General features: G+C 50.8%; 14 protein-coding genes. 13 read left to right on the forward strand and 1 reads right to left on the reverse strand.

Features of this window, described 5'->3' with window-relative positions:
* Position 1 precedes the first annotated feature (1 nt).
* The 10 genes from BBD42_RS16920 (at position 2) to BBD42_RS16960 (ending at position 11212) form a co-directional block, all read left to right on the forward strand.
* Positions 2-1402: a sugar phosphate nucleotidyltransferase gene (locus BBD42_RS16920; protein ID WP_099519111.1), complete on the forward strand. Its 1401-nt coding sequence runs from the start codon at positions 2-4 to the stop codon at positions 1400-1402.
* Positions 1403-1404: 2 nt separating this feature from the next.
* Positions 1405-2595: a glycosyltransferase gene (locus BBD42_RS16925; RefSeq protein ID WP_099519112.1), complete on the forward strand. Its 1191-nt coding sequence runs from the start codon at positions 1405-1407 to the stop codon at positions 2593-2595.
* Positions 2596-2660: 65 nt separating this feature from the next.
* Positions 2661-3998, forward strand: a complete 1338-nt coding sequence (locus BBD42_RS16930) for a UDP-glucose dehydrogenase family protein (RefSeq protein WP_099519113.1) — start codon at positions 2661-2663, stop codon at positions 3996-3998.
* Between the two features lie 114 nt (positions 3999-4112).
* Positions 4113-6068, forward strand: coding sequence for an asparagine synthase-related protein (locus BBD42_RS16935; protein ID WP_099519114.1), 1956 nt, complete (start codon positions 4113-4115; stop codon positions 6066-6068).
* 2 nt (positions 6069-6070) lie between these two features.
* Positions 6071-6235, forward strand: coding sequence for a paeninodin family lasso peptide (locus tag BBD42_RS31570; RefSeq protein WP_150131562.1), 165 nt, complete (start codon positions 6071-6073; stop codon positions 6233-6235).
* 176 nt (positions 6236-6411) lie between these two features.
* The gene (locus tag BBD42_RS16940; RefSeq protein ID WP_150131563.1) at positions 6412-7362 is read left to right on the forward strand and encodes an aldolase; all 951 of its coding nucleotides are present in this window, start codon (positions 6412-6414) and stop codon (positions 7360-7362) included.
* Positions 7355-7696 (forward strand): lasso peptide biosynthesis PqqD family chaperone, encoded by a 342-nt coding sequence (locus tag BBD42_RS16945; protein ID WP_150131564.1) that lies wholly within the window; start codon positions 7355-7357, stop codon positions 7694-7696. The genes BBD42_RS16940 and BBD42_RS16945 overlap by 8 nt, the downstream gene beginning before the upstream one ends.
* A 27-nt stretch (positions 7697-7723) precedes the next feature.
* Entirely contained in the window at positions 7724-8200 is a 477-nt protein-coding gene (locus tag BBD42_RS16950) for a lasso peptide biosynthesis B2 protein (protein WP_099519116.1), read from the forward strand.
* Complete coding sequence (locus BBD42_RS16955) at positions 8193-9389, forward strand: nucleotidyltransferase domain-containing protein (RefSeq protein WP_099519117.1); 1197 nt, start codon at positions 8193-8195, stop codon at positions 9387-9389. The genes BBD42_RS16950 and BBD42_RS16955 overlap by 8 nt, the downstream gene beginning before the upstream one ends.
* Positions 9386-11212 (forward strand): ABC transporter ATP-binding protein, encoded by a 1827-nt coding sequence (locus BBD42_RS16960; protein WP_099519118.1) that lies wholly within the window; start codon positions 9386-9388, stop codon positions 11210-11212. Before BBD42_RS16955 ends, BBD42_RS16960 begins: the two co-directional genes overlap by 4 nt.
* Before the next feature lie 141 nt (positions 11213-11353).
* Here BBD42_RS16960 and BBD42_RS16965 read toward each other — a convergent pair whose 3' ends face one another.
* The gene (locus BBD42_RS16965) at positions 11354-13849 is read right to left on the reverse strand and encodes a right-handed parallel beta-helix repeat-containing protein (protein ID WP_099519119.1); all 2496 of its coding nucleotides are present in this window, start codon (positions 13847-13849) and stop codon (positions 11354-11356) included.
* A gap of 380 nt (positions 13850-14229) precedes the next feature.
* Here BBD42_RS16965 and BBD42_RS32285 point away from each other — a divergent pair, with 380 nt between their 5' ends.
* The 3 genes from BBD42_RS32285 to BBD42_RS16975 are packed head-to-tail and all read left to right on the forward strand — an operon-like array spanning position 14230 to position 17642.
* Positions 14230-15405, forward strand: a complete 1176-nt coding sequence (locus tag BBD42_RS32285) for a P-loop NTPase family protein (RefSeq protein ID WP_237163127.1) — start codon at positions 14230-14232, stop codon at positions 15403-15405.
* Positions 15392-16663 (forward strand): TadA family conjugal transfer-associated ATPase, encoded by a 1272-nt coding sequence (locus tag BBD42_RS16970; protein WP_237163128.1) that lies wholly within the window; start codon positions 15392-15394, stop codon positions 16661-16663. Before BBD42_RS32285 ends, BBD42_RS16970 begins: the two co-directional genes overlap by 14 nt.
* Positions 16623-17642 (forward strand): type II secretion system F family protein, encoded by a 1020-nt coding sequence (locus BBD42_RS16975; protein ID WP_216364836.1) that lies wholly within the window; start codon positions 16623-16625, stop codon positions 17640-17642. Before BBD42_RS16970 ends, BBD42_RS16975 begins: the two co-directional genes overlap by 41 nt.
* The last annotated feature ends 11 nt before the right edge of the window (positions 17643-17653 follow it).

Raw genomic sequence — 17653 nt, forward strand, 5'->3', positions numbered from 1 at the left:
GATGAAGCTGGTATTATTGTCCGGAGGTTCAGGCAAGCGTCTATGGCCGTTATCGAATGATGCGAGATCGAAGCAATTTCTGAAGGTGCTGGAAAATGAGAACCAGGAAATGGTTTCCATGGTGCAGCGTGTATGGGGACAAATTAATGAAAATGGCTTGGGCGATTCCAGTTATATTGCGACGAGCCAGGCCCAAATCGAAATGATGCAGACCCAAATTTCACTGGACGTTCCGCTCATTATCGAGCCGGATCGGCGGGATACATTCGCGGCGATAGCGCTGGCCGCCACCTATCTATATTCCCATGCGGGAGTAGGGCTGGATGAGGCAGTGGCGATTTTGCCCGTTGATCCCTATGTGGAAAGCCATTTTTTTGAAGCGGTAAAGCAACTGGAGGAGGTTCTGAACCGCTCGGATGCCGAGATTGCGCTCATTGGCGTGAAACCAACGTATCCGTCGTCCAAATACGGCTATATTATACCGGAAAAGGCTGCTTCAACAGCAGCGGGTACGGCGATGCCAAGCAAGGCAGACGGTGAATATGTTGCGGTCAGCCACTTCCGGGAAAAACCGACGGAGGAAATCGCTGAGCGGCTTATTGCCGACAATGCCTTCTGGAATTGTGGCGTTTTTGCCTTCAAGCTGGGTTATGTGATTGAGCTGCTGGCGAGCAGAGGGCTGCCGATTCAATATGAGGAGCTTGCGAAGCAATACCAGCTGCTGCCGAAAATCAGCTTTGATTATGAAGTAGTCGAGAAGGCGTCGAGCATCGTCGTTCTGCCTTATGAGGGCTACTGGAAAGACCTTGGCACGTGGAATACGCTGACCGAAGAAATGCAGAACAAGCAAATAGGCAGAGGCATTATCAGCGAGGATTGCATTAACACGCATCTGATTAATGAAATCGATATCCCCGTTTCCATTCTCGGCTTGTCAAATGTTGTAGTCGCGGTGAGTCCCGATGGCATATTGGTGACCGATAAAAGCGCGAGTCCGCGCATTAAAGATTTTATCAGCTCCGACCAGGGGCCGATGTATATCGAGCGCCAATGGGGCTGGATCAGAGTGCTTGACGACCGCACTTATGAGGATGGCCGCTGTGTATCTACGAAGCGCGTAGGCATTCAGCTCGGCAAAAACCTCAGCTATCGCCTGCATTCGGCGCGCGAGGAAGTGTGGACCATCGTCAAAGGCAGCGGCGAGTTTATTCAAAATGGCAATTTTATGCGCGTCGGTGCGGGCAATGTGCTGCATATTCCGATGAAGATGCTGCACAGCATCCGTGCATTGACGGAGCTTGAGATTATAGTCGTGCAAAGCGGCATGGCTGAGGAGCGCAATCAGGTTGTGGAAATTTATCATACCTGGGACGAAGTGTCCGAGCATTGCATTAAGGTATAACCATGCCTGGCGCTCGCGGCACGAACGGCCGTTTAACAACGATTGGCTATTATATTTCGGATTATGGCTATGGCCACGCAACGCGCAGCATTGCGCTTATTCGAACGCTGCTGCTTTATTCGCCGCGGCGTTACCGGCTCATAATCTGCTCGGGCAAAACGCTTTCCTTTATTCAGGCTTCATTAGCGGAATACAGCGCTGAATATAGCCCGGAACGGATAGAGTTCCGCAGCTGTTCATCGGATCTTGGCTATGTGCTTGGCGGAGGAACAGGCTCGGTTGAGCCTGATCAGGAAAGGTTCAAGCTAGGTTATGAGCAATATATGGCTGGGTTCTCAGCTGAGGTAAGGCGAGAAGCCGATTTTATGATGAGTGAGCGGCTGGATATGGTCATTTCGGATATTTCTCCGATTCCGATTGCTGCAGCCTCGCTTGCAGGAGTGAAATCGGTGGGCATATCCAACTTCACCTGGCATACCGCATATGCGGCTTTTGTGGAGCGGGAGCAGTTGGCGCCGCTGCGCCAGGCGTATGAACAGCTGGACTATTTTATTCCGCTTGCCGGATCGGGTACTGAGGAACGGAAATGGGCAGCGGGTGGCGGGCCGGAGGCAGGCTTTTATTGCCGAACGCCGCAAGCGGCTGAGGTGCAGCGGATCGTGCGGGAGCTGAATCCGGACGGCGGCAAAACGATCGTTTATTTTGCCCTAGGCATGGGAATAGAGACAGAAGCGCTGGACTCGCTTTCTCTGTGGAACGATCAGTCCTATGTATTTATCGTATCGGAAAATATGCGGGTGAATGGGCCGAATATTTTCCGAATTCCGCAAGGCTACACCGAATCGCAAAATTACGCGGCGGCGGCGGATCTCATCATTTCGAAGCCAGGCTGGGGTGTAGTCGGAGAGGCGGTCTCGCTAGGGAAGCCATTGATTGTGCTGGCCAGGACATCCATGACGGAGGATCGGAATACGATTCTAGCATTGCAGGGCAAGCATCCGCATATGCTGGTAACTTGGCAGGCACTAAGAGAGCTGAGCCTACAGCAAAGCTTATCGCAGCTAACAATGGAAGGATGGAGCCGTGGCGCTTCTATCGCCATGAATGAGCGGTGTAAATACCAGATTGTTCAATGGATTGAGCAAATTGCCGATGAAACGAATGCCGATCGTACCTATCGCACCTCGGTTTAGCATTTAGTATATAAAGCAGCAGCCCGATCAGGCGTCGAGGCTGCAAATGGAGAGGAGTGGGCAGCATGAAGCTTGCTGTAATTGGAACGGGTTATGTAGGTTTAGTATCGGGCGTATGCTTCTCGGAACTGGGCAACGATGTCATCTGCGTTGACCACCTGAAGGAGAAGGTTGCCTTGTTGAATAAAGGGGAGGTGCCGATTTATGAGCCGGGCTTGAAAGAGCTCATAGCGAGCAATAAATCGGCGGGACGCTTGCAATTTACGACGGATTTGCCAGAAGCGGTGAGGAAATCCGACATTATTATTATTGCGGTAGGGACGCCATCGCTCCCAAGCGGCAAAGCGAATTTGAACTACATTGAGCAGGCTGCCCGCGAAATCGGCCTGGCGATGAATGGCTTTAAAATTATTGCGACCAAAAGCACGGTGCCAGTCGGCACGAATGAGCATATTCAAACGATTATAGCGAGCCAGACGGCTTTTCCGTTCGAGGTCGCGTCCGTCCCTGAATTTCTCCGGGAAGGCACGGCGGTTCAAGATACGCTGCACCCGGACCGCATTGTCATTGGCACATCAGGGGAGACGGCACGCAAGTATTTAACAGAACTGCATAGGCCGCTCACCGAGCACATTATGAGCACCGATATTCGCAGCGCCGAAATGATTAAATATGCCTCCAATGCTTTCCTCGCTGCCAAAATTTCCTTCATTAATGAAATTGCCAACATTTGCGAGAAGGTGGGCGCCGATGTGACCGAGGTAGCGGAAGGAATGGGTTATGATCAGCGAATTGGTTCTTCATTCTTGAAAGCCGGAATAGGCTACGGGGGTTCCTGTTTCCCTAAGGATACGCAGGCGCTTATTCAAATTGCCGGACAAATGGATTATGACTTTAAGCTGCTTAAATCGGTCGTAGATGTGAATCGCGACCAGCGCTTTAACGTCATTCGCAAGCTGGAAGCCTCGCTTGGCGATTTGGCGGGCCGCACCGTTGCGATTTGGGGCTTGGCATTCAAGCCGGAAACGGATGATGTGCGCGATGCCCCAGCCTTTGAAATTATTGATGCGCTGGTAAAGCGAGGCGCAAATGTCAAAGCCTACGATCCGATAGCGACGGCTAATTTTCGCCAACAATTTGGCGAATCGGGCGTTGTTTATTGCGCTGAGCCGGAAGAAGCGGCGATTCAGGCGGATGCGCTGTGTATTTTGACCGAATGGAAGGAATTTCGCGACATTAAACCGCTAACTATCCAAGCCTGGCTGAGAACGCCTAATCTCATTGATGGGCGCAACATTTATAGTGAGCATGAACTAGCCAATACGCAGCTCATTTATTATTCGGTGGGCCGCCCCAATATGAACCATGGAGTAAAAGAACAAAAACCATTATTGTCGCTGTGAAAAATGGTGAAGCATAGGAAAAAAACGCATAATTATTTTAATAAAAATGATACAAAATGTATCTTTATATGCTATAATAAATACAGTTAGTATCAAGAAGAAAAGAGGTACCGCATGAGCGCAATCGCCGCTATTTATCAGAAGGATTCCGAAGCTCCCGTTTCCGTAGAAGCGGGGTTGCGCCTAATGCAAGCCTTGCAAAAATATCCAGCTGATGCCGTCGATACTTGGCATGACGGCCGCGTTTTCCTAGGCTGCCATGCCCAGTGGATTACGCCTGAATCGGTCGAACAGCCGCAGCCCTTTCACTCAGCTGGGCTGGGGCTAACGATTACGGCTGACGCTATGATCGATAATCGTCCATTTCTGTGGGAGCAGCTGCTTATCGACCGCGAGCGGCGAGCCAGCATGCCGGATAGCGAGCTGATTATGCTGGCCTATGCCAAATGGGGAGAGGAAGCGCCGCGTTATTTAATAGGCGACTATGCCTTCATCATTTGGGATCAGCGTAAATCCCAGCTGTTCGGTGCGACCGATCTTTTCGGCAGCCGTACGCTGTATAGCCACTCTGATGCTCAGCAAAGCTCCTTTTGCACGACCATTGCTCCGCTGCTTGCCGCCCATCATGTGGAGAAAAAGCTGAATGAAAGCTGGCTCGCCGATTATTTGGCAGTTGCTATTGTCCATGAGTCGAGCGACCTCTTCGCAACGCCCTATGAGCATATTCGCCAAGTGCCGCCGGGGCATGCTTTTCGCCTAAAGGACGGACGGCTCGATTTTTGGCAGCACAGCAAGGTCGAGCTCCCGGAGCAGCTGCGGTTGAAGCGGCGTGAGGAGTATACGGAGGCTTTCCAGGAGGTTTTTCAGGAAGCGGTCAGTGCCCGGATGAGGACGTTTCGGAAGGTAGGCGCGACGCTTAGCGGCGGCCTCGATTCCGGCTCGGTCGTCAGCTTCGCGGCAAAAACGCTGCAAAAGCAGCAAAAGCAGCTGCATACCTTCAGTTATGTGCCGGAGCCGGATTTTCAGGATTGGACGTCCAGGCGGCATATGGCAGACGAACGTCCCTTTATCCAGGAAACCGTAGGGTTTGTCGGCAATATTGCCGATCAATATTTGGATATGCAGGGCCGCAGTCCATTGTCGGAAGCGGATGAATGGCTGGAAATGCTGGAAATTCCCTTTAAATTTGTAGAAAATTCATTTTGGATTAAAGGGGTTTACGAACAGTCGCATCAGCAGGGAATGGGCATTTTGCTCACGGGAGCAATGGGGAACCATTCGATCTCGTGGGGACCTGCCATCGATTATTATTCCTTGCTACTTAAGCGGCTGCAATGGCTGCGGCTATACCGGGAAGTGACGATGTTCGGCAAGCGCAAGGCAGTCGGGCGCAAACGGATTATGTATTATGTTGGAAAAAATGCTTTTCCAAAGCTATTTCCCCAAGAGCAGGAGCAAGGGCATCAGGAGATGCCGCTCATGATCAATCCGGCTTTTGCCAAGCGGATGAACGTCTTTGCCAGATTGAAGGAGCGGCAGGCAGGAGCTGGCAGCGTTTTTGAAAAGGATGCGATTAAAGCGCAGCCAGGGCCTTTTCAGGATATGGCGATGACCAATATGAGCGGTACGCAGCGCACGAAGCTATCGCTTAACTACGCGCTGTGGGAACGGGACCCGACCAGCGATCCGCGGGTTGTGAAGTTTTGCTTGTCTGTTCCGATTGAGCAATTCGTTCATGATGGCTATGACCGTGCTTTAATCCGCGAGTCTACGGCGAATTATTTGCCTGATCAAATTCGGTTAAACCAGCGGGTGCGAGGCATTCAAGCGGCAGATTGGGTTCATCGAATGACGCCGGTATGGCCTGCTTTTGTAGAGGAACTGATGCAATATTGCAAGGATCCGTATCTTGCGCAGTTTTTCAATGTAGAGCAGATGAGGGCTTCGCTGGAGCAGGTGGGCTTAGTGCCTAAGCCGGAATACGCGGTTGATCTGAACAGCCGTTATTTATTGCATTGCCTCGTAGCCTGTCGATTTGTCCGGCAGTTCAATTTGAAAGGAGGTGAATAAACATGGAAAAACAACAATGGCAAGCTCCGGTTCTTGAAACGCTGCAAGTAAGCGAGACGATGGCTGGCATAGGTACACGTTACATTGATTTTGTAAAAGCGGGGGACTTTGACGTTACTGATGACCCAACTCCGTACCCTATCGATCCAGGCATTTCCTTTTCCTAGAAATAAATCCATTATACTTATGCAGTAAAAGTGATCAACAAGGTCCTTATACAGCAGAGCATCATTGTACAAGGACTTTGTTGATTTTGTTCAAAGGATAGGAGAGTGTAGGTTTCACCTTGTTTTTGATTGATGGCTTGAAGCAACGCGATTTTATTCATATAAGGGTGAACGCGATGATATTAACGGAGAAAACAGCAATCTACGACGCTTTCGGCCTGCGAATCAGGAGTGAAATCGAGCTTCCTGAGCTGCTTGCGGCGGCAAATTCGGAAGCGTTTTCAGATGTTGAAATAGAGCTGGCTAAGCCAGAATTTACGTGGCCGATTTGGGATCAAACGCAGGATCATTATGCTGTTCACGGCGCAAAATTGTTTTTTTATATTCACGAGGTCGCAAGCTTCTGCATTCAAGAGGGCAAACGGATTATTGTGGCGCCATGCGAAAACATGGATGAGGGCAGGCTTCGGCTTTACCTGCTCGGAACATGCATAGGAGCACTGCTCCTGCAGAGAAAGCAACTGCCGCTGCATGGGAGTGCCGTAGCCATAGACGGCAAGGCCTATGCATTCGTAGGAGACTCGGGGGCAGGAAAATCGACACTGGCCGCAGCTTTTATAGACCGGGGTTATCCATTGCTAAGCGATGATGTAATTGCCTTAAAGGAACCGGAGGCTGGCGCACATGGCGCGGCCATAGTCATGCCCTCCTATCCGCAGCAAAAGCTGTGGCAGCAAAGTGTCGAGCAGCTGGGAAGAACGGGCCAGCCTTACAAGCCGCTTGCCTATTCCGTATCCAAATTCGCTGTTCCGTTATCTGCCAGCTTCCTATCCTCTCCACTTCCACTCGCCGCCGTATTTGAGCTTTCGCGCACAGAAGCAAATGCGGTATCGCTATCACAGCTGCATTCGTTAGCGAAGCTGCCTGTATTGCAAAACCACACCTTCCGGCATTTTCTAATCGCGCCTTTAAAGCTTCAAAATTGGCATTTTTCTGCCACAGTCCGGCTTGCGGCAAGCGTGCAGGCTTATCAATTGCAGCGTCCCATAGAAGGTGCATTCTCCGCTTATGAAATGGTTGATCTAATCCTAGCAGCGACTCAGAAAGGACGTGAGGCAAATGTCTAAACAGACTAAACCGTTTCTGCAGCCTGAACAAAGGATTCAGCGGGCAGAAGGCCATTTGGCTGCCGATATGGATGGAGACAAAGTGCTGCTAAGCCTGTCTTCGGGCAAATATTATAACATGGGCAAGCTGGGCGGCATCATTTGGGAACGGACGGTTTCGCCCGTGACACGGCGCGACATTGTGGACCAATTGCTCAAAGAGTATGAAGTAGAGCCAGCGGTATGCGACCAGCAGGTGGCAGACTTTTTACAGGACCTGTATGCGGAAGGGCTGCTTGAGCCTGTCTCGAATGCAGGCGCGCAGGATGGCGGAACAGAAGATACGGCGGGTTAGCGAATAGTTCAAGGGAAGGGCGGTTCGATCGTTTTGCTTAAAAAATGGAGCCATTTCATCGCGCTGCCGCCTCGCAGCAAGTTGCTTCTGTTCGAAGCCTATACGCTGCTCGCCTGGGCACGCCTTCTCAAGCTGATTCCTTTCGCTAAAGTTGCCCCTACGCTAGGTGTTCCGATGAAGGAGACGCCCTATGAACGGGTTGCGGAGCATGAGCAGATGCTTGGTGAGGTGTCGAAAGCGATACGGCAGATGAGCCGTTACACTTGGTGGGAAAGCGAGTGTCTCGTTAAGGGAATCGCCGCGATGAAGCTGCTGAAACGCAGAAACATAGCGAGCACGCTCTATTTGGGCACCGCCAAGGATGCATCTGGCAAAATGATTGCCCATGCTTGGCTTCGCAGCGGCCCCTACTACATAACGGGCGTGGAGGAAATGGGACGTTTCACCGTCGTTGGATTGTTCGGTAATCAGATGAAGCGGAAGAAGGAGCATCGCTATGGATAAAACGTATGAATGGGAAGTGGCCAACCTTCCGCTTGAATTGCAATTTATGCTCGATTGCCTGAAGCCGGATGCCGATCCGGCAATTATTGGCCGCCGCTGGGCAGGCAGCAGGCTGAACGGGGAGAAGATTATCGACTTGGCGCGGCATCACCGCTTATATCCAAGCCTCTATATAAAACTGAAGCAGCTTGCGAAGCCGGAGCTGCCGAAGTCGGTGCTGCTGACGCTCCAGCAGGATTATTACGCCAATACGCTGATGATGCTGAGGCTCAGCGCCGAGATGAAGCGAGTGGTAGCGGCTTTGGCAGATCGCGGCATCCGCTCCTTGCAATTGAAAGGGCCCGTTATTGCTCATGAGCTGTACGGCGATATTTCCCAGCGCACAAGCAAGGACCTGGATATTTTGGTTCCAATAGAGGATGTTGACCGGGCCGAGGCGGTGCTCGAAGAGCTTGGTTATTATGATCGTGACCCGGCTCCGCGTTTGTTTAATGATTTGAAGTGGAAAACGCATCATAGCTGCTTCGAGCATACGGTTAATCAGACGCAAATTGAGCTGCACTGGCGACTCAGCCCTGATGCGGTGAAGGAAGTGTCCTTCGAGCAGCTATGGGCACAGCGCAGAATCTATGAGCAGACAGGTAGCCCGATTCCCTATTTGGGGCCGGAGCATCTGTTTCATTATCTCGTCAGCCATGGCGCCAGACATGGCTGGTTCCGGCTGCGCTGGCTGCATGATATTGCCCAGCTTGCTTCTGCCTGCGAGGATGGCGGCGATTCGCTGATGGAGGATACCCGTAAAAACGGAGGGGCGGCGGCTGTAGGGCAGGCGCTTATTTTGGCGCGGGAGCTGTTTGGGGTGAAGCCTCCCCAAGAGCTGCTGCCGTTGGCCGACAGCCCGCTTGCGCATAGGCTCGTCCGCTGCATTTTTCCATTTATTCAGGAGACCGTTACGATCAGCCCGATTCCAGAGGAGAAAAAGATGGCGCTGCTTTATAAGCGTTATACGTATATGCTGCTGACAAGCCGGGAGAAGCTGACCCACTTCATTGGCAAGCTATATCCGAGTGCCTGGGATGCACAGACGTTGCCTTTGCCTAAGGGACTGCATTTTCTTTATTTTCCGCTGCGGCCGTTTCTGTATTTTTATCGAAGGCTCAAGCAGCCTCGCAAAAGGGTGAGTATATGAAACCGATTATGCTCTACATGAAAAAGCTGCATCAGTTTGCAGGGAAAAAGCTGTACCTGAACATGCTGGGCATTATGATCGTCAGCTCGCTTGAGGGCGTAGGGCTGCTCATCTTAATACCGCTGCTGGGCATCATCGGTTTAATTAATGTTCAAAGCGTAAACCTGCCAGTCGTACCGCAAGTCAGCCACTGGCTTGGCGAGCTGCCGCAGGAGCTGCTGCTGGTAGCTGTTCTGGCTCTCTTCATGGGCATAAACGTCGGGCAGGGCCTGCTGCAAAGACAGCTGACGAATCAGGGCTTTGCCCTGCTTCAAAGCTTTGTAACGAAATTGCGGATGGATATTTATCAGGCGCTGCTGCAATCGAACTGGGCTTTTTTTCTCGGCAAACGCAAGTCGGACTTCAATCATATTTTGTCTTCCGAGCTTTCCCGGGTTAATCAGGGGATGCAGCTCTCGCTGCGTTTGGTTACGACGGGTATTTTTACAATTGTGCAAATCGCTCTGGCGTTTTATTTGTCGTACCAGCTAACGCTGCTTATTTTAATTTGCGGAGGCCTGCTCAGCTTGTTCTCACGTAAATATACACGAGGGGCAAGGTCGCTTGGCACCCGATTGACTGAGCTGTCGCAGAGCTATGTGGCGGGCATAACGGACCATTTCAATGGCATTAAGGAGATCAAAAGCAATCGGCTGGAGGAAAGCCATTTGTCCTGGTTCAGCAAGCTGACGCAGCAAATGGAGCACAATAATGTGCAGTTTGTGAAGCTGCAATCCAATAGCCAGCTCATCTTTAAAAGTATTTCAGCATTGATGATTGCGGGCTGCGTATTTTTATCGGTGCAGGTTCTGCAGGTTGGGGTAGCCCAGCTCACATTAATTGTGCTGATTTTTACAAGGCTGTGGCCAAAGCTGACGCTCATTCAAGCCTCTATGGAGCAAATCGTGCTGACGCTCCCGGCGTTCAAGAGCTTGAATGACTTGATGGAGGAATGTGGCGTTGCTGAGGAGCTGCAGCTGAATGAGCCTGTTGCGCGGACAGAACGTACAGAGCGGACAGAGCCTGATGCGCTGAAGCTTGCGCATGAGCTGGTCTGCCAAGATGTGTATTATCGCTACCGGGAGCAGGATAAGACGTATGCGCTGAAGCATATTAATTTGCGTATTCCAGCGAACAGCATGACGGCTATCGTCGGCAAGTCTGGGGCGGGAAAAAGCACGCTAATCGATACGTTGATCGGGCTGATCGTACCCCAGCATGGAGCGGTGCTGCTTGACGGTGCCCCGCTGGACGACAGCAATCGCTTTGCTTACCGCAGTGCGGTCAGCTATGTCTCGCAGGACCCGTTTCTTTTTAATGCCAGCATTCGTGAAAATTTAAAGCTCGTATTGCCGGAGGCAACGGAGGAGCAATTGTGGGAGGCGCTCGCTTTTTCGGCGTCTGATGCCTTCGTTCGCGCGCTGCCGCGGGGATTGGACACGATCGTGGGTGATCGCGGAGTACGGCTGTCTGGCGGGGAACGGCAGCGCATCGTATTGGCGCGGGCGATGCTCAGGAACCCATCGATCCTCGTACTGGATGAGGCGACCAGCTCGCTCGACAGCGAAAATGAGCTGAAAATTCAGCAGGCGCTTGAGCAGCTGAAGGGCAAATTAACGATTATTGTCATTGCCCACCGTCTGTCGACGATTCGTGACGCCGACCAGGTTATCGTTTTGGAAGAGGGTAGAATCATCCAGCAAGGCGGCTATAATCAGCTGTATCGCGAGTCCAAGGGGACGTTCAGCAAGCTGCTGGAGTATCAAGCGGGCGGGCCGGGTTGACCTTCATCAGAAGCTGACCGAGTAAATATATTACGCATAACGACAAGCGCTATATAAGCTTCTTTAACTGTCTTTTTAGCCTGTTGGGCTGGCTGACAGTAGAAAAGAAAGCTTATATAGCGCTTATTTGTGCTTGTGGAATTAAGGACATACGATCAGATTGACAAACTGCGGTGGACTGAGTGTTATGGCAGCGCCGGATGTGGAAGCGGTAAATACGCTGTCAAACGTAATTCGATTGGTTTTGTAATCGACGGCTAGCACATATTTGACGCTGTCTCCTACGAGTAAATATTGACCCCGGCCTATATTGGCGACGCTGGTAACGTTTGTCGCAATGGCGGAACCATTAGTTACCGTGCAGGTAAGCGGTTTAGTTGGCGCTTTGCCATACATGCCAGGCTGTACGCAAATTTTTTCATACACCTGTCCACTGACAATTGCCGTGCTTTGAATACGGTCATGCTTATGCCAGATTCGGGCTGTGTAGGTGGCGGAAGGAACCGCAGCGGCAAATTGATTCGAAAGCAGCGGCCTGCTGTTGATACGATCCCCTTCCCATACCGCGCAGCGCCCATGAAAATAAAAATCATTTCCCGTCGTCCCGGTTGTTAGATGAGGCGTGCCGACATCGACAAAATCGTTGTTTCGTACAATAATGGTACCGCCTGCAGCAAGGCCCATGTCCTCGCCCGTATATTTTTTTCCGCTTTTAAGCGGGATATAGTCGCTGGCGAGGTTGCCGGGACGAAGCTCGATGCCTTTGGTGCATTGGTTAAAATGGTTGTCTTCAACCGTCGTATAAGGGGAGTTGCGCACGGACAGGCCAAGCGTACAATTATGCAGCCGATTGGAACGAATCAAGGTGCCGCTTACCCGGAATGTATCCAGCGTAATGGCTTCACCGGTGCAATTTTTAATGATATTTCCTTCAATGGAGGATTTCTCTACCTCGGTATGCTCTTTTGGGCTGCCTGCCCACAAAATCCCCGTTTGAAAATAATCGATTCGGTTGCCGCGAATATCAGCATTCAGCAGGGATTCACTATTATCGACGATAATCGCAGGGCCGGGCGCAAGATTTGGAAACTTTACTTTTTCCCGGATAATATCATTGTTGACGACACGGCAGTTCGGGATTTTGATATGAATGGCTCCGTCAATCGTATGATTGTTTCTTCCAGGATTCACAATGCGATTGTTGAAAATATCAATGCCAACCTGATCCGAAGGCAATGGCGAATGCGGCTCCGTTTTGAAAGGATTCACCCTCGTCACGATAGCTCCGACTGAAGATCCCGCTCCATCTGCATTGCCTCCCGGCTTTTGCGCCGCATATTCAATATAGTTGTTGGATACGACGATGCTGTTTGTGCCTCGAATATAAATGGCCTGCTCCCATGATGCGTAGAGGCGATTCAGGTCAATTTGAATATTTCCTCTATACGTTTCCGCCGTCAGCGGATCGGCATAGCTCCCCCTATACACCTGTATGGAGCATTGCGCACCCAAAATAATATTGCGTGAAATGATACACGGATTCTCGTCATACGTTTGTGCAAGCGCATCAATGCCGAGATCGAGTCCCATGACCTCCATGTAATTGTCGGATATCATGAAATTGCTGGCTTTGCGGGGTTCAGGCGAAGCTCCTAAGTGCCCGAAAACAATGGCTCCCGTGTAAGCATACGTTCCAAAAGGCTGGTAAGTCCCGTCAAGCATGGATGCAATAGTTTTTCCAGTATCGGAATAAAAGGAATTGTCTTTAATGACAAAATTGCTGCAGCCGCGATAAATAATGCCCTGGGAAAATTTTCTGAATACGCAGTCTTTGACATTCCAGTCATGGGAGTGATAAGCATCAATACAGGAGTTATTTTTGGAAGGGGAGAAGCCTGTTTTAATATCTTTAAGGAGTCTGGTACCGTGGTCGATGGCTTCAAATTCCATGCCTCTAATGGACCAGGTTTTCGTGTTTTCTGGGGCGTATACAAGAGTAAAGCCCATGCCACTGGGATTGGCATTGTCCATTCTCCGAAGCTTAGCCTTATAGCCGAACCAGTGGGAGTTTGATTTTTTGACAATGGAGGCGCTGATGGCGAACTCTCCAGCGAAAACGACGGTAGCCGTGCTGGTGCTTGCTATATCCTCCGCATTTTGAATGGCCAAATAGTCATTGGTTACGTTATCAGCTTTCGCGCCAAACCATTGGGGATAAATCGTGTCAATTTTTATATAGCCAGCAATCTTTCCGCCCAATGTCAGATCGAAAATCCAATCGAAAGCGTCCGCATCGACAGGGCCATTTACCGTAAGCGTTATATTTTTTTTAGGACGAAAGCGGGCATTTTGATCGAAGACTAGCCTTTTAGTGGCGGGTATCGACACGTTGGAGTGGAGCGCATATATTCCTTTTGGGACTATGATGGTATCGGAATCCTCCGCAATAGCGCTGAGAAGAGCGGCTGAGCTATCCGTTGCTCCTGTAGGGTCAGCATCTTTCCAAAGGAGATTCGTGCCGCGCTTTGCAAATTCCGCATCAATCGATTCAAAGTTCACATTCATCTCTGTACGCGCCACGCCATCTGTACCAATGCAATCCGATAAACTCAAATTAGGTGTTTTATTCGTAGTCACAGGTTTATTCGCCTCCTTTGTTTATAATAAGAATTTTGGGGCGTTAACGTCCTAGGTCATTGCCCGAATCTAATATTATTTTTGTATTACAAGGTGAGTTTTATAGGTTTGATTGTTTAAGTTATGCGCTTATGTCCTTGTTCTTTACTCTCGATGAAATGAAATATACGATCAAAGGATGGCCAGCACCTTGCTGGGGATTTCTAGAAAAAAAGCAGTTGACAGTACATACTTAAACGTGATAAATTTTTCTCAATCTTAAATCGGATAACTACGGAAGCACCGTAAAGGACCGCAGGTAAACTGCGCCTTTACGGTGCTTTTTTGCGTTGTCTGAACTCAGATTGCAGGTTGTAGCAGTGCCTCGGAAGGAGGAATGAATGGTGCGTTATCAACTAGCTGTTGCAGTAAGTGAGCTGGAGTATGCAAGAAGGCTTGCAGAATATGTGAGGGATAGTCCCTTCGGCGAGCAGTGGCAGCTTACAGCTTTTACGAATCCAGCCTCTCTCATCCAGTTTCTCAAGGGAGGTTATGCCGTCGATTTGATTGCGGCCCAGCCTGCCATGCTGGCTGCGGCATCTCCGCACCTGCCCGCTGGAGTGCCAGTGGCGGCATTCGTAGCTGCCAAGGGGCAATATGCCCAGTATGATGCGGAGCTGCAGCAATTTCAGCCGCTCCCGGAATTATTGCAGAGCTTGGCGGCTTTGCATGGTGCAGTCCGGTCGAGCGCAAGTAGTGCAAGCAATGAGGGTGGAGCGTCAGTTATTGCAATCGGCTCGGCATCAGGGGGAGTTGGCAAGACTGCGCTTGCGCTCAAGCTGGCGAATACAGCTGCCAAGCATGGCTGCCGCGTCTTTTATTTGACGCTGGAGCGCTGGAGCGCCCTTGAGGTGTGGCTAGGAGCGGGGGACCAGCGCATGCTGCCCGAGGGAGAAGGCATGTCACAGCTGCTTTATCATCTGAAGGCTGAGCCAGATAAGGCAGGAGCGTGGCTTGCGCAGCATCGAAAGCGCCACCCGGCGCTGAAAGCCGATTTTATTTTGCCCTGCGACAACGAAGAGGATCGTTACAGCCTATTGCCGGCGGATGCAGCGGCGATGGTGGAGCTGCTGCGAGCTTCAATGCAATATGATCTCATTTTAATCGATTTGCAGGATGGGATGGGGGAGATCGAGCTGCAAATTTGCAGGCAGAGCAGCTTGGTTTTGTGGCTGGTTACAGATGATCCATCCGTTCAGCGGAAGACAGAGCTGGCGCTTGGCTACGCAGAACGCAGGTGGAAAGAAGATTTCCAGTCGCTTAGCCGCAGCATCCGACTTGTTGTTAACCGCCGTATTGCATCAGTGGCAGGTGATGAAGCAGAGGGGAGGCCTCCACATATGTTTACGATTAAGCTGCGAAATGGTAGCCGTTCGATTGCCGCAGCGCTGCCTGAAGCTGCTGAAGGGCGTTCATCGCCGGAGGCAGTTGCTGCATCGCCATTGTATAAAGCTGCCGTGGAGCGGTTGTTTCAGCAATTGGCAAGCGAGGGAGGTATTCGGATTGCTAACCGATGAGCTGGTGCTTGTATTAAGAAACCAGATTAGGTCGCAGCTTGATTTCAGCGGTGCTGTAACGGATGAAGAGCTGACGCGAAGCGTGGAACAGACGGTATTTAACTATTGCAGCAGCGGACATCCGCTTACAGCGGCGGAGAAAGTCCAGTTGGTGCAGAGACTGTTTCATTCCTTTCGGGGCTTGGACATATTGCAGCCGCTGATGGATGATCCGACAGTTACTGAAATTATGATTAACCATCACGGCGAAATTTTTATTGAACGAAGCGGAACGATGACGCAGCTGCCAGCTGCCTTTGAAAGCAAAGAGCGGTTGGAGGACTTGATTCAGGCTGTCGTTGCAGGTGTCAATCGTGTTGTAAACGAGTCTTCGCCCATCGTGGATGCCCGTCTCAAGGATGGCTCTCGCGTTCATGTTGTGCTGCCACCAGTAGCTTTGCGCGGGCCAGCGATGACGATTCGCAAATTTCCTGAGCGCCCGATGACAATGGAGCTGCTTGTTGCGGCGGGAGCTTTAACCGCAGAAGCAGCAAGCTTCCTGCAGCAGCTGACCGCAGCGCAATACAATATTTTTATTAGCGGAGGGACAGGGACGGGCAAGACGACCTTTCTGAATGCGTTGTCGCAGTTCATTCCTGCTGATGAGCGAGTTGTAACGATTGAAGATTCAGCTGAGCTGCAAATTCGCAGCGTTGCCAATCTGGTGTCGCTGGAGACGCGCAATGCCAACACCGAGGGCAAAGGTGAAATTACGGTTCGCGATCTCATTCGCGCATCGCTGCGGATGCGTCCGAATCGAATCATCGTTGGCGAGGTGCGCGGAGCGGAAACGCTGGATATGCTGCAAGCGATGAATACCGGGCACTCGGGTATGTCAACAGGTCACAGCAACGGTGCGCGCGACATGATGGCAAGGCTCGAGACGATGGCTCTAGGGGCAGCTGATTTGCCCGTTCAAGTCATTCGGAAGCAAATCGTTTCAGCTCTGGATATTGTCATTCATCTATCGCGGTTTCGCGACCGTTCGCGGCGTGTAACGGAAATAGGCGAAATTGCCGGCATAGATGGCGGGGAAATCGAGATTCGCCCCTTGTTCCGTTTTGAGGAGGAGGGCGAGAAGGATGGCAAGGTGCTAGGAGCTTTAAAGCGTACCGTTCATTCACTCCTTCACCGGGACAAGCTGCAAATGGCAGGTTTATCACTGGAGGGGGACCGTTATGGAGATACCGGGGAATGCCAGAAATGCGAGGAAAGCTGAGAAAGCCAAGAAAACGGAAAAAGCGGAAAAAGCGGAAAAAGCGGAAAGAGCGGAAAGAGCGGAAAGAGCGGAGAAAACAGAGAAAACGGAGAAAACAGGGAAAGCCAAGAATACAGGGAAGGTCGGGCAATCGCTGCTCACTAGAGTGCTTTTCTGGTGCGGGCTTGAGCTTCAAAGCGGCAAAGGTGAGGAAGGGAATGGGAGTAATACGAGCTGGCAGCCAGCCAAGACCGGATATTTAACAAATTATGATAGGTATGTGCTGTCTTATCGCGAGTTCGCAGTGGCGGCAATTATCGGTTATGCAGCTTTTTTTATAGCATTGTATACGGTGTATCATTCTCTTCTTGTTTGCCTTTCCGCAGCTGGATTTGGATTTTGCGCACCACGTTATTACAAAGCTTCATTAATTTCGCGACGCAAGGAGCGGCTGAAGCTGCAATTCAAGGAGGCGCTTTATTCGCTGACATCCTGTCTTGCAGCAGGAAGATCAGTGGAAAATGCTTTTATTGCCACGCTGGATGATTTAAAGCTGTTATATCCTGATCCAAGAACGGAGCTGCTGCTTGAGTTTCAAATCGTGAAGCACCGTCTTGAGCATGCGGAGCCGTTGGAGCAGGCACTGCGGAGTTTAGCGGTCCGCTCCCATGTAGAGGATATCGTACAGTTCGTTGATGTGTTTGCAGCTTGCAAGCGTTCGGGTGGCGATTTGGTAGAGGTGATGAAGCGTACGGCGCAGACGATTGGCGAAAAACTGGAAATCCAGCAGGACATTATGGTGCTGCTGGCACAAAAACGCTTTGAGGCACGCATTATGATGGCGATTCCCTTTATATTTCTTGGTTTTTTGAACCTAATGGCTCCAGATTATATGGCGCCTCTATATGGAGGCATGGGCTATCTGCTGCTGACGATTGGTCTTGGTGCATTGTTAGTATGCTTTTGGTTTATCCATAAAATAATGAGCATTCGAGTATAGGAGCGGGCGCA

This window comes from Paenibacillus sp. BIHB 4019 (genome assembly GCF_002741035.1).
Classification (GTDB): Bacteria; Bacillota; Bacilli; order Paenibacillales; family Paenibacillaceae; genus Pristimantibacillus.